The 12612-nt window shown below is 65.5% G+C and carries 11 protein-coding genes and 4 tRNA genes; 6 read left to right on the top strand and 9 right to left on the bottom strand.

The genetic code is table 11. The features are described 5' to 3' along the window. Positions 1-46: 46 nt before the first annotated feature. Genes ACFVWG_RS35875 through ACFVWG_RS35865 form a run of 3 tightly spaced genes read right to left on the bottom strand, consistent with a single transcriptional unit; the run spans position 47 to position 3433 of the window. Entirely contained in the window at positions 47-703 is a 657-nt protein-coding gene (locus ACFVWG_RS35875) for a response regulator (protein ID WP_391547931.1), read from the bottom strand. After that, positions 700-2283, bottom strand: a complete 1584-nt coding sequence (locus ACFVWG_RS35870) for a sensor histidine kinase (RefSeq protein WP_391547930.1) — start codon at positions 2281-2283, stop codon at positions 700-702. Before ACFVWG_RS35870 ends, ACFVWG_RS35875 begins: the two co-directional genes overlap by 4 nt. A gap of 46 nt (positions 2284-2329) precedes the next feature. Then, positions 2330-3433: a GntR family transcriptional regulator gene (locus ACFVWG_RS35865; protein WP_391547929.1), complete on the bottom strand. Its 1104-nt coding sequence runs from the start codon at positions 3431-3433 to the stop codon at positions 2330-2332. A 102-nt stretch (positions 3434-3535) separates the two neighbouring features. Here ACFVWG_RS35865 and ACFVWG_RS35860 point away from each other — a divergent pair, with 102 nt between their 5' ends. After that, on the top strand, positions 3536-4999 hold the full coding sequence (locus tag ACFVWG_RS35860; protein ID WP_391547928.1) for an ArnT family glycosyltransferase: 1464 nt from the start codon (positions 3536-3538) through the stop codon (positions 4997-4999). A 741-nt stretch (positions 5000-5740) separates the two neighbouring features. On the opposite strand, the gene ACFVWG_RS35855 is transcribed toward ACFVWG_RS35860, so the two are convergent. The 3 genes from ACFVWG_RS35855 to ACFVWG_RS35845 all read right to left on the bottom strand — a co-directional run bounded on the left by ACFVWG_RS35855 (position 5741) and on the right by ACFVWG_RS35845 (position 6012). Further along, positions 5741-5812, bottom strand: a tRNA-Val gene (locus tag ACFVWG_RS35855). Positions 5813-5833: 21 nt separating this feature from the next. Next, positions 5834-5904: transfer RNA gene (locus ACFVWG_RS35850), tRNA-Cys, on the bottom strand. A gap of 35 nt (positions 5905-5939) precedes the next feature. Beyond that, positions 5940-6012 (bottom strand) — tRNA-Gly (locus tag ACFVWG_RS35845). A gap of 163 nt (positions 6013-6175) precedes the next feature. Here ACFVWG_RS35845 and ACFVWG_RS35840 point away from each other — a divergent pair. Next, positions 6176-6994 (top strand): aminotransferase class IV, encoded by an 819-nt coding sequence (locus ACFVWG_RS35840; protein WP_391547927.1) that lies wholly within the window; start codon positions 6176-6178, stop codon positions 6992-6994. A 52-nt stretch (positions 6995-7046) separates the two neighbouring features. Here the strand turns inward: ACFVWG_RS35840 and ACFVWG_RS35835 are convergent, their stop codons facing one another. Continuing rightward, positions 7047-7613 (bottom strand): CGNR zinc finger domain-containing protein, encoded by a 567-nt coding sequence (locus ACFVWG_RS35835; protein ID WP_391547926.1) that lies wholly within the window; start codon positions 7611-7613, stop codon positions 7047-7049. 125 nt (positions 7614-7738) lie between these two features. Here ACFVWG_RS35835 and ACFVWG_RS35830 point away from each other — a divergent pair. The 4 genes from ACFVWG_RS35830 (at position 7739) to ACFVWG_RS35815 (ending at position 10776) form a co-directional block, all read left to right on the top strand. Continuing rightward, a tRNA-Val gene (locus ACFVWG_RS35830) sits at positions 7739-7810 on the top strand. Between the two features lie 240 nt (positions 7811-8050). Further along, positions 8051-9226 carry a helix-turn-helix domain-containing protein gene (locus tag ACFVWG_RS35825; RefSeq protein WP_391547925.1) on the top strand — a complete coding sequence of 392 codons (1176 nt, stop codon included), beginning with the start codon at positions 8051-8053 and terminating at the stop codon, positions 9224-9226. Next, positions 9223-9765: a flavoprotein gene (locus tag ACFVWG_RS35820; protein ID WP_391547924.1), complete on the top strand. Its 543-nt coding sequence runs from the start codon at positions 9223-9225 to the stop codon at positions 9763-9765. Before ACFVWG_RS35825 ends, ACFVWG_RS35820 begins: the two co-directional genes overlap by 4 nt. A gap of 18 nt (positions 9766-9783) precedes the next feature. Further along, entirely contained in the window at positions 9784-10776 is a 993-nt protein-coding gene (locus ACFVWG_RS35815) for a hypothetical protein (protein ID WP_391547923.1), read from the top strand. A 742-nt stretch (positions 10777-11518) separates the two neighbouring features. On the opposite strand, the gene ACFVWG_RS35810 is transcribed toward ACFVWG_RS35815, so the two are convergent. Beyond that, positions 11519-12085, bottom strand: coding sequence for a dihydrofolate reductase family protein (locus ACFVWG_RS35810; protein WP_391547922.1), 567 nt, complete (start codon positions 12083-12085; stop codon positions 11519-11521). Positions 12086-12166: 81 nt separating this feature from the next. Further along, a complete protein-coding gene (locus ACFVWG_RS35805; protein ID WP_391547921.1) occupies positions 12167-12610 on the bottom strand; it encodes a pyridoxamine 5'-phosphate oxidase family protein in 444 nt (147 codons plus the stop codon). Between the last annotated feature and the right edge of the window lie 2 nt (positions 12611-12612).

Here is a 12612-nt window from a genome sequence, read left to right as displayed (position 1 = left end):
CCATGTCACCACCCGGAGCGTCGCAGGTTCCTGCCATCGGCGGCGATCAAGTCGTCACCAATCCGGCTTCATAGGCAACGATCGCCGCCTGCACCCGGTTCTTCACCGCCAGTCGTAGCAGGATCGCACTCACATACGCCTTCACCGTTCCCTCGACCAGGAACAGCCGCTGGGCGATCTCGGCATTCGACATCCCGGCACCGACCAGGCCGAGCACCTCCCGCTCGCGCGGGCTCAACCCGTCCACCTGCTCCTTCGCCGCAACGGCCCGAGCCATCGACCCGCCGCTCAGCTCGGCAATCACCCGCTGCGCAATCCGCGGCGACAGATAGGCAGCACCTTCCGCAACAGCCTTCAGCCCGGCGATCAACTCCCGCGGATCCCCTGACTTCAGCAGAAACCCACTGGCCCCATCACCCAACGCGCGGGCGATATACGCATCCTCGGAGAACGTCGTCAGCATCACCACCGCCGTCTCCGGCACCGTCCGCCGAATCTCCGCACCGGCCGCGAGCCCGTCCATCCGCGGCATCCGGATGTCCAGTACGGCGACGTCCGGCCGATGCCGTCGTACCAGCTCAACGGCCTCCAGCCCATCGGAGGCCTCGGCAACCACTTCGATCGCCTCATCGGTCCCGAGGATCGCCTTCACTCCGGCCCGGACCATCATCTCGTCGTCGGCCAGCAGAACCCTGATCGTCATCCCGTGCTCTCCGGAGTCGGTGAAACCGAACCACTCTGTACAACTGCCTTCTCCACGAGCACCCCACCGGCAAAGCACAACCGGTACGCGAAGGTGATCGAGAACGGCTCATCAGGACGGTAGTAAGCACACGTCCATCCACTCGGTGGTGTGAACGCCTCCGACGGCGGATCGATCATCTCCATCGCAGGGAGCGCTCTCCGTACGTCGTTCTCCGCCTGCCCGATCGCCAGTCCGTCGTACTGGGGCGGTCGCAGGATCGAGCTGTATCCGGCCACCAGGTAGTAGCCCAGAGCAACCACTCCGATCACCGCGCCCAGCACCAACGGAACCGCCACTGCCGTGACCAGGCCGCGCCGCGCGCTCCGCCGTACCCGATCTCGCTCGACCATCGAGCTACCGGCAGGCGCCGCGTCGCGCTCCGGTTCGGGGCGACCACCTTCGCGTGGCATCACCGCTCGTACCTCGAACCCACCCGTAGGCCGCGGCGCCGCGTGCAGACTTCCGCCGACCAGGCGAACGCGCTCGCGCAGGCCGTCCAGCCCGCGGCCGGTCGACGACATCACCTTCGGCACCGGGCGCTGCGCACCGGTGTCGACGACAGTCACCACCACCTGGTCGCCCTCGCGCAGCACGTGCACAGATACCGCTCCCCCAGGTGCGTGCTTGCTCGCGTTGGTCAACGATTCCTGCACCACTCGATGCACGGCGCGGTCGACCATCGGCGACAACGCGGCATCGCCTTCCTCGAGCAGCTCCACCGACAGCCCGGACTCGGCCGCACGTTCGACCAACGCCGCGACCGACTCATCCTGCGGAACCGTCGTCGCCTCGGCATCCCGCAGTACGCCGATGATCTCGCCCAGCCGTTCCGTCGCCGCCGCCGCCGCCTCACGCAACGAACTGGCGGCCAACCGCTGCTCATCACCCAGCGCCGGATCAAGCTCCAGAGCCGCGGCCCGCAACGCGATCAGGCTGAGCTCATGCCCGACCGAGTCGTGCATGTCCTGAGCGATCCGAGAGCGCTCTCTGAGGCGTTCTTGCGCGACCGCCATTCGTTGCTCGCGCTCGATCCGCTCCGCCCGTTCCCAACCGGCCGACGCGAGCAAGGTCTGCTGAGCGCGGTACCGGCCGACCAACCACGGCAACACCACTAGCAGCAGCGCGAGCAACAGCACGATCAGCCAGGTCAGCACCGCCTCGGTGATCTGCACCTCCGGCCGTACGATCAGCGACAGCACCAACATCCCGAGCAACGTCCAGCTGCACAACGTCACGAAGTGCCGGAGCTGTGTCTCGCGACGCCCGGCCAGATAGCTCAGCATCACGATCGCGGGCACCAAGGCGACCGGAACGCCGCTCCGGGTCCCGATCGAGAACGCCAAGATAGCGCTCTCTGCCCAGGAAACGAGCGCCAACGCAAGCAGGGGGCGGCCCCGCCGCGACACCACGGCCGCGCCCAGCGTCAGGACACACGCCGCCTGCATCCACCACGGATCATGCCGGGTACCGCTCTCCGCGAGCACAGGAAAACTCAACGCGACCCACAGGCCGGCATCACCCCAGCGCCGCCAATTCATGGCGCCGACGCTACACAGCCGCCGGTTCTCGCAGTACTGCCGAAAGTCAGGTGACCGATCCGTTGCCCTCGGCATCAACAAGCTCGAACGGCACGTACGACAGATTCGGCACCGTCTCACCACGAAGCCGAGCGACCAGCAGGTCGACCGCCATCCGGCCCATCTCGGCCTGGTTCTGCCGCACATGCAGGAACAGCGGCCCGTCGATCGAGTCACCCGGTGAGTCGAAGCACACCACCACCTGGTCCCCGCCGAGCGCGCGATCCGTCATCCGCGCGAGGTTGTACTCACACGCGAAGTACGCCGTCACCTCGGGGAACCGATCCCGGAACGCCCGGATCACCTCGACATCACCCCGGATCGCCTCCGGCGTCGTCGACCCCGGCAACGTGCTCCGCAGCTCGGTCAGCTCGTAGGCATAACCACGCCCGCCCTCGAACGCGGCCCGGAACCCGTCGAGCCGATCCTCGATCGACGACGTGTTCACCGGCGGCGGCGAGAGAAACGCGATGTGCCGATGCCCTTGATCCAGCAACCGCGACGTCAGCGCCCGCGCCGCCGCCACGTTGTCGGTATGCACCGCAGCCACCGGAATCCCCGACAGATGCCGGTCGACCAGCACGATCGGATACCCGTCGAGGACCTGCCGCAACAGACTCGCGTTGTAGAAGTCCCCATGCACCGGGAACACGATCAGCCCGTCGACCTCGCCAGTCGCCACCAGCGAGTCCACGGCCTTCTCCTCATCGGCCTGCCGCCCGTGCGTCCGCCGTACGATCAAGTGCGTCTCGTGCTCAGCACACCGCTCCTCGATCGCACACATCAACTCGAGCCCGTACGAATCCGACAAATCCGGTACGACGAGCGCCACCGTCCGCGCCGCCCGTCGCGGCGTCGCCACCCGCCCTCGCAACGGCATCGTCACCTCGGACAAGTCGGGCAGCGCCCGCACCACGAACGTGCCCTTACCCCGGACCCGCTCCACCAGCCCGGCCTCGCGCAGCACCTCGAGCGCCCGCTTCGAAGTAATCCGGCTGACGTTGAACTCCGCCGCCAGCTCCATCTCCGAAGCCACCCGATCCCCCGGCCCCAGCACCCCACGCCGGATCTGGTCGAGCAACCGCGCGCAAATCTCCTCGTAGAGCAGCATGCCGACAGTCCTCCCTCACGCCGTCCGGTTGGCATATCAAAGCATCTCCACGGCCAAGCTCAACCCTGGTGATGGCCCCGTCCGGCTGCCAGCATTCCCCCCATGAACGCCCCACGCCCCGTCGATGCCTTCGCGGCTCGGCCGGTCTTCACGGTCGCCGCGGTCCTGGCCGCCGTACTGACTGCCCTGTCCGGCCGCTACGGCTACCACCGCGACGAGCTCTACTTCATGGTCGCCGGCCAGAAACTCGCGTGGGGCTACGTCGACCAGCCGCCCCTCACTCCGCTGCTCGCTCGTCTGTCCACCGAAGTCTTCGGCAACACCCCGATGGGCCTCCGCGTCGTCTCCACCCTCGCCAGCGCCGCCACCGTCATCGTGATCGCGCTCCTGGCCCGAGAGTTCGGCAGCGGCCGAGCCGGCCAAACGGTAGCCGCGGTCTGCGCCGCAGTCTCGGGCTTCCTCCCCGGCGTCGGCCACCTGGTCTCGACCGCGACCTACGACCTGCTGGCCTGGATGCTGATCGCGCTCTTCGCCGTCAAGCTCCTACGCACCAACGACACCCGCTGGTGGCTAGCCCTGGGCCTGACAGCAGGCATCGCTCTCCAGAACAAGTACCTGATCGTCCTGCCGATCGCGGCACTCCTGCTGGCCCTGCTACTCGTCGGGCCACGCCACGTACTGCGTTCGTGGTGGCTACCTGCAGGTGTTGCGATCGCCGGCCTGATCGCACTCCCGAACCTCATCTGGCAGTTCCAGCACGACTGGCCCCAACTCACCGTCGCCGGCGGCATCAGCGAGGACGACGGCACCGAGAACCGCATCATGTTCATCCCCCTGCAGATCCTCCAGCTCTCCCCGCTCCTCCTCCCCGTCTGGGTAGCAGGCTTCAGGCGGCTCTGGAAACTCCAGTGGTCCCGCGCAATCGCGCTCGCGTACCCACTCCTCTGCGTCGCCGTACTGGCCGCAGGCGGCAAGTCCTACTACGCCCTCCCCTTGCTGTACGTCTTCATCGCAGCCGGCGCCGAACCCGCTCTCGCCTGGATCACCAGGCATCGCTCCTTGGCCGCAGCGGCGTTGGTCTTCACCACAGCCACCTCCCTCGTCTTCACCCTCCCCGTGCTCCCGGCGTCCGCAGTCAACTTCGTCATCCCAGTCAACAAGGAGCAAGGCGAACAGATCGGCTGGCCCGAACTCGCCGCCTCCGTCGCCGAAGCCTGGAACCAGATCCCAGCGGACCAACGCGCCACCGCCACCCTCTTCGCCGGCAACTACGGCGAAGCCGGCGCCCTCCGCCGCTTCGGTCCCCAGCACGGCCTCCCCACGGCCTACTCCAGTCACATGAGCTTCGCCGACTGGGAACAACCCACCGATGCCCAGACCGGCCCCGTCCTGCTCGTAGAACTCTCCCGCAGCCTCAACTTCGAGCAGTTCTTCACCGACTGCCGCCAACTCGCCACCATCACCAACCAGGTCCCCAACGACGAAAACGGCGCCGCCCTAGTCCTCTGCGCCGCCCCCACCGCCCCCTGGTCCACCCTCTGGCCCCGCCTCCGCCGCTACTACTAACCCCCACCCCGCCCCCAACGGCCCTTCGCGTTCCCCACTTAGGCCACAGCACCCCGGGGATTACTCAAGACCTCTTGCACAATCCCCATTGCAGACCACTCATCCCCACCTCCGCCGGCGCGGCAATTTGAACGGACAACCCCTGAAGTTGACCCTTCTCCCCCCGAAATACGACCGGAGATGGGTCAACTTGAAGGGATACCCCCTCAAATTCCGCGGACCAGGCCTCCGGACGTTGTCGCCACGCCGACTTGCCCCCGGCACCGTCGTCCCACGCCACCACTTGCGCCCGGAGACAGACAATCGGTGCCGGAGACTCCGTGCAACAGGTCTCCAGCAACCACGACCTATCTCACGCCACCACTGGTGGCGCGAGCGCGAGCGCGATCACATACCGGAGCGGACGCCCCACCGAATCCACCCCAACCCGGGCGCGGAACCGAACAAGCCCGCCCAGCCACACCCAACGAACCAACGCGAGCCCCATACGGCACCGAACAAGCGCGCCTCAGCCACACCCGACAAACGAACGCAAGCCCAGACGGCGCCGTACGAGCAAACCCCAGCCACAGACCGGGAACCGAGCAGCGTGCCCCCACGGTCGCCGCCGATGCGAAGCGAGGCGCAGGGGGTGCGGGTGGCGAAGCCCCCGCAACGCGCCGAGCGAAGCGAAGGCGCACAAACGACGAAGGCGAGGCGGCGAGCGCTGTAAAGCGCCGCACACCTCGCCTATCGCCTTCGTGGACGATACTGGGATCGAACCAGTGACCTCTTCCGTGTCAGGGAAGCGCGCTACCGCTGCGCCAATCGTCCGTTCAAGAACAAAGGTTCTCGAGGTGGAGACGGGATTCGAACCCGTGTACACGGCTTTGCAGGCCGTTGCCTCGCCTCTCGGCCACTCCACCAAGCACAAATGCTTGGTCCGTCAAAACCATCTCCGAGCGGACGACCGGGCTCGAACCGGCGACCTTAACCTTGGCAAGGTTACGCTCTACCAACTGAGCTACGTCCGCACTACGCCCGGTTTGGTGTTCCCCGGTGCGAGAAGAACATTAGCCCATCCTGGCCCGACTGCAAAAATCGGGGTCCCCCACAGGACGACGTACCGTCACCTGCTGGTCACCAGCAGGACGCGATTCGCCTTAGCACTAAGGTGTTCGGTGGAAGGAGCGGCACATGCGGATCTGGGTGAACGGCGAGCTGGCCGGTGAACTGGCGACGGTTCCCGCGCTCGACCACGGGCTGACCACGGGTGACGGGGTGTTCGAGACGATCAAGATCGTCGACGGACAGCCGTTCGCCGTACGGCGGCATCTGGAGCGGCTGGTCCGCTCCGCAGTAGGTCTCGGTCTGCCGGAGCCGGACGTGACCCGCATCGAGGGCGGCATCACCGATGTCCTCGCGGCCGATCCTGGCATCGCCTTCGGCCGGCTGCGGATCACGTTCACCGGCGGCGTCTCCCCGCTCTCGTCGGACCGCGGGACGACCGGCCCGACGATCGTGATCGCCTCCCAGGCCATCGAGCCGCCCGCGCCGACCTCGGCCATCGTGACTGTCCCGTGGACACGCAACGAGCGCAGCGCAGTCGCCGGCCTGAAGACCACGTCGTACGCCGAAAACGTCCGCGCCCTCGCCTATGCCAAGGAGCGCGGCGGCAGCGAAGCGATCTTCGCGAACACCGTCGGCGCCCTCTGCGAAGGCACCGGCTCGAACATCTTCTGCGTGTACGACGGTGAGCTCGTGACCCCCACTCTCGAGTCGGGCGCACTCGCCGGCGTGACGCGCGCGCTCGTCGTCGAATGGTTCGGCGCGACCGAGCGCGACGTACCGCTGGCGCAGCTCTTCGAGGCCGACGAGATCTTCCTCACGTCGACCACGCGCGATGTCCAAGGCATCCACCGCGTCGACGACCGCGAACTGTCCGCACCGGGCTCGATCACCGCGCAAGTGATGAAGATCTTCGCCGACCGTTCACTCGAAGACCTCAACCCGTAGTTGCACGAAAGCGCCACGGACCATATCTCTGGTCCAGGGCGCCTTCGTCGAGTTACTCCTCCGATGCCTTACGTCGTTCGCGGTAGGCGGCAACGTGTAAACGGTTCCCGCAGGTGCGGGCGTCGCAGTAGCGCTTCGAGCGGTTGCGCGACAGATCGATCAAAGCGTCATCGCAGTCCGGCGCCTCACACCGCCGCAGCCGCTCCCGCTCCCCCGCCGAGATCACCTGGGCCAGCGCGATCCCACACTCCACGGTGATCCGGCACGCCAGCGACGAACCGTCCCGCGAGTAGTGGATGTGCCACGGGTGCCCGTCATGGTTCGTCAGCCGCGGCGTCGTCGTACCGCGCGCGACGATCGCGTTGATCATCGCCGCCGCCGTCGCGTCCGACTCCGTCGTGAACACCGGCGAGAACAACGGCCGCAGATCCCGCACATCGGCCAGATCCTTGTCCGTCAGCGTCCCTACCGCACTGAACTCCCGCTCCTGGACGAACTTCTCCAGCTCCTCCAAGGTCCCCATCGTGTCGACCTGGCTGTTCGGCCCGGGCAGCGTGTTGACCAGCCGGACCAGCGTGCCGAGCGCCTGCTCGGTGTCGTGCGAGAAAGTCACAATCACGTCTCCAACGTGACGGGGTCTCCGTCCTTGCCCAAGAGTAGCCCGCCCCGATTAGAACGTCGCCGGATCATGCGCTAAGGTTTCACCCGCAAGACCCCACCAGGCAACATCAGCACCACCAGCCTGGGCGATTGGCGCAGTGGTAGCGCGCTTCGTTCACACCGAAGAGGTCACTGGTTCGAACCCAGTATCGCCCACGAAGTCGATAGGCGATCTGTGTCTGCGGAATGCGCAGACCAGGTCGCCTTCGTCATTTTGTGCGGCTGCGCTTCGCTTGCCGCGAGCGGGGGCTTCGCCACCCGCACCCCCCTACGGCCTCGCTTCGCATCGGCCGCTTGTGGCTCGGGCGCGCTTGCTCGGTTCTGCGCTGTGGCTGATGCTGGAGAGGGATACGGCTTTTGCGGCCTAAGCCTTCGTCTTGAAGAACACTAGGGGTAGTGGAGATTCGCATCGGGGCGTACCGCAAGCGACGCGGAATGTCGCAGGACGCCCTAGCTGGCCTCGTCGGAATGTCGCGGTCCTGGCTCTCTCAGGTAGAGCGCGGGGTACGCGGCGTAGATCGCCTGTCCACTCTCAACGACCTAGCAACCGTCCTACGCATCGACGTCGCCGACCTCATCGGCCGGGACTGGGTCCTCGCGCCGGACGCACCCGAGCAAGTAGCCGCCGTCGACGCCATCCGAAGCCAACTCGCGAGCTACCACCACCTGTTGGGCGAGCAGGCAACCCCGTGGCCGCTCCCCCAGCTCCGAGTCGGAGCCGTCCAGGTCCACCAGGCGTACCAAGCTGCGGAGTACCACCGCGCATGCGAGATGCTGCCCGCCCTGATCGAGGCGGCCGACGCGCTCGACGGCTACCAGGGCCCCGACGACCGAGAGACGCATCTCGCCCGGTGTTCGGTCTACGTCGCCGCAGCAAAGATACTGACGAAGGTGGGCGAACATCAGCTCGGCTGGCTGGCCGCCGACCGCGCAACCCATGCCGCTATCGCGGCTGACTCCAAGGCCGCCCAAGGCATGGCCGCCTATCAGATCGTGATTGCGCTGCTGCGAAGCGAGCGGATCGAAGATGCCGAGCGTGTGGCCATCCGATCCGCTGAGGGACTGATGCCGCTGATCGGCTCTGACAAGCCGGACACCGTCTCGCTCGCCGGTTCCCTGTGGCTCATCTCGTCCGTCATCGCTGCCCGCCGTACCGACCGCGCCACAGCCTCCGAGCGCCTGAACAGAGCCGGTCAGCTTGCCGACCTCCTAGGCCACGACGGCAACCACTGGTGGACCGCCTTCGGACCGACCAATGTCCAGATCCACCGCGCCTCAGTGGCGTCAGAGTTCGGCGACCCGTACGACGTACTCCGGGCCGCTACCGAAATCGACTCCAGCACCTTGCCGGCGGGCCTCCAGGGGCGCCGCTCCCGCCTTCACATCGACCTCGCATGGGCGCAAACCCAGGCGAAAAACGACATGGAAGCGATCCTCCACCTCCAGCAAGCCGAACGCGTCGCCCCCGAGGCGATCCGCTATCACACCATCGTCCGCGAACTCCTCCGCCGCTCCCGCAAACCCACCCCAGCCTTAACCGCCATCGCGACCCGTGCAGGAGTCCTAGATTGACCAGCAAGACCCTCTACATCGTCGTCTGCGGCGCTCCCCTAGCCTCCCGGGCCGGTGACGGCGTCCGAGCCGCCCGCGCCGCTGGCTGGGACCCCTACCTCATCCCCACGGACGCCGCGCTCCCCTGGCTAGCCGACCAGGACCTAGACGATGCCTCCGTCATCACCGGCAACCGAACCCCCGACCAACCCCGCCGCACCCCACCAGCCGACGCCGTCGCCGTCGTCCCCGCCACCTTCAACACCCTCAACGCCTGGGCCAATGGGAACGCACATTCGTACGCCCTAACCACGCTGTGCACGGCACTCGGTGCCCGTACGCCAACTGTCGCAGTCCCGTTCGCCAAGAAGGACCTGGCCGGGCACCCCGCATGGCTCGCCTCGCTAGCTGTACTCCGTTACGCGGGCATTCAGGTCGTTGATCCGCACGACGGGTCTGCTTCCTCGCTTCGACCCCTGGATTCAGGTACAGGTGATCGTGTAGCAATGGACTTCACGTGGGGGTGGGTCCTCGACAGGTTGGGCGACTCAAGGATCTGACGAGTCTGCGGGAGGGAAATGGCAAAGAAAGCAAGATGGGACATCCTGCGCGGGGTAACGATCACGATTTTGCTGCTCCTACTTATCGGTAGGGGAGTATTCCCTGATCGGGTGAAACTCGACGCCATCTCGATCACCATGATTCTCGTCGCCGCCGTCTTGGCGCTTGCACCATTACTGGAGTCAGCAGAGCTGCCTGGCGGCACCAAGTTCCTCTTTCGCACAAAGCTGGACGCCGGAGAAAAGGTCGGTTCAGAAGTTCAGGCAAGGATGTACCTCGAAGGCGTCCTTGCACATCCCGAGCACGAATGGCCGCCATTCATCGAGATAGCGGCTGAAGTCCGAGCTGACGCCGTGGAGCATCCCGGCGATGTCATCGCACAGATTCGGTGGGCGCTGGTCCAAAGCCTGCGCCAGACCGCCAATCACTACTCCGATGATCGGATGCCGCCACACGACGAGCCCGAGAAGCTGATCGGCTTCATCGCCAAGCGCAGCCACCTCTGGCCGGAGCAAGTGGCGCTAATGAAGGTCATCTGGGATCTGACACGGGAGACACCACTGAGAGGCGACGTAACCCCAGTCGACGCCGAACGAATCCTCGCACTGACGGACGTCCTGAACGACTCGTTCGTATTGGGCTACTCACTCAATTTCAACCCGAATGAAAACTGGGAAGAATTCGGCCTGATCTGTAAATATGAGCATTGCATTGAAAATATGTCCCTCCCAAAGACAAGCATGGCCGAACATATGGCATGGAAGGAAAACATCGAAGAGCGTTTAGCGCAAGGATACTTCGACGACTTTCCCGATCGAAAAGACTTCTTTGAAACGATCCTCAATGAACCGATCGATCCGGACGATTTCTCCGACAACCCGGACACGACTGGAGCATGCCCGATATTTGGACACTATTGCCCTGGCGGCAAGAGCACAGTTGAGAAGTGCGTCCCCGCCAAGGAGTGGCAACAGACCTTCGTGCTTGACCATGATCCAGATGCCGAGTAGGTCCGCCTAGTCGGCTTCAGCGGTACCGCAGCCACAACACACGGGCAGCGAGAAGGCAGCAAGCTAGCTGCCTACACCTGGTTAGGAGCGTCGGGACGCAACCCCACGGAGTCTCTGTCGACACGTAGAAAACCCTGGCGGTACGGCGGATCCGCCTTCACACCGAAGAGGTCACTGGTTCGAACCCAGTATCGCCCACGAAGTCGATAGGCGACGTGTGCGGCGCTCTTACGAGCGCTCGCCGCGTCGCCTTCGTCATTTGTGCGCCTTTGCTTCGCTCGGCGCGTTGCGGGGGCTTCGCCACCCGCACCCCCTACGGCGCTCGCTTCGCATCGGCCTGCTGTGGTGGGGGCGCGCTCCTTGCCTCGATCATTCGGGTTGGTGCGTGGGTCGAGCAGTCGCTGGTAGCAGTTCAAGACACATCCCCGCAGGTTGACCTACGGATGATCAGGACGTCGCGGTCGACGGGTCGTGTAGACCGCGCTGTCGGGGCAGCGCGTCCGGGGCGAGTCGCGTTGTGCCAGTCCAGATCACAACGTCCGAATACACGCCGACCACGTATCACGGGCCTTCGGACGTAACGACATCCCGGGCGCGGCTGCTCGCCGTACTCGGCCCCACGGCTACCGGCAGAACAGCGTCCCGTTCTCGTTAATGCCTGAGCCCGCCTCCACGGAAACGCATCGTGGGTCTGCGTTCCGGCGTCCAAGGTGGGTGGTCGGGGACCTGGTGGTTGTGGTTGCTAGGCGCGGCGGTGGTAGGTGAGTTTGGTGACTGTCTGGTCGAAGGTTTCGGTTTCGGCCAGGGTTAGGGGCTGGCGGTTGCCTACCTCGTGGAGGAGGGCGGGGCCGGTTCCTAGGGCTACGGGGTGGATGTAGAGCTGGTATTCGTCAATCAGGTTGTGGCGGGCGAGGGTGGTGATCGTTTCGGGGCTGCCTATTAGGTAGAGGTCGCCGGGGGCTTGCTCCTGCAGATGGGTGAGGGCGTCCAGGTCGGGTAGGACGGTGGTGTTCCAGTTGGCGGACTGGATCGATCTGGAGAACACGGCCTTGGGCGTCGACTTCCACAGCTTTGCGTACCTGATCAGCCATGGGGCGTTGGCGGGGTCTTGATCCGCGGTCGGCCAGTAGCCGGCCATGCCCTCGTAGGTGCGGCGGCCGTAGAGGAACATGCCGGCTTTGCTGTGCTCCGTCACGAAGTGCGCGTGCAGTTCGTCCTTGACCACGAACCAGTCGAGTTCACCATTGGGGCCTGCGGTCCGGCCGTCCAGCGATACCTGCACCGACACCACGATCCTGTTGCCTGACATGACGTACTCCCTCATTGCCCGAGTTGATGACACTCCCCAGTCGGAGCCGGCACGGGCAGCTTGACATGCCCGTCAGGTTGTTCAGATGAGCCAGAGGCCGCCTTGCATGAGGAGGCGGTCCTTTATTTCGTTCACTTCTTGCCAGGCTTGGATCTTTGTGGGGGTCAGGCGGATGAAGGGGTAGTTGGGGAGGGGGCGGGGGTCGAAGCCCGCTTTGGTGACGAAGGCTTGAGCTTCGGCGGGGGTTGGTTGGGTGGAGTCGGCGGTGGCGGTGATGTGGATGACGTCGCGGAACTCGCCGAGGGTTAGTTGGGCTACTGGGTTCGTGCGGAGGTTGCGGGCGGTGGGGTTTGTTTCGGTGGTGGACAGGAAGAGGTGCTGGCCGGTCCAGAGGAAGGAGAGGGGCATCAGGTACGGCGTGCCGTCGGGGCTCGCCGTCGCCACCCAGGCATCCACATCGTGCTCGAGGCGGTGGAGGGTGTCTTGTTTCCGGATCGCGGGGGGCCGCGGGTCGGTCGCAGTCATTC

The sequence above is a fragment of the Kribbella sp. NPDC058245 genome (assembly GCF_042882005.1).
In the GTDB taxonomy this organism is placed as follows: Bacteria; Actinomycetota; Actinomycetes; order Propionibacteriales; family Kribbellaceae; genus Kribbella.
This window is presented reverse-complemented; position numbering and strand designations above follow the sequence as displayed.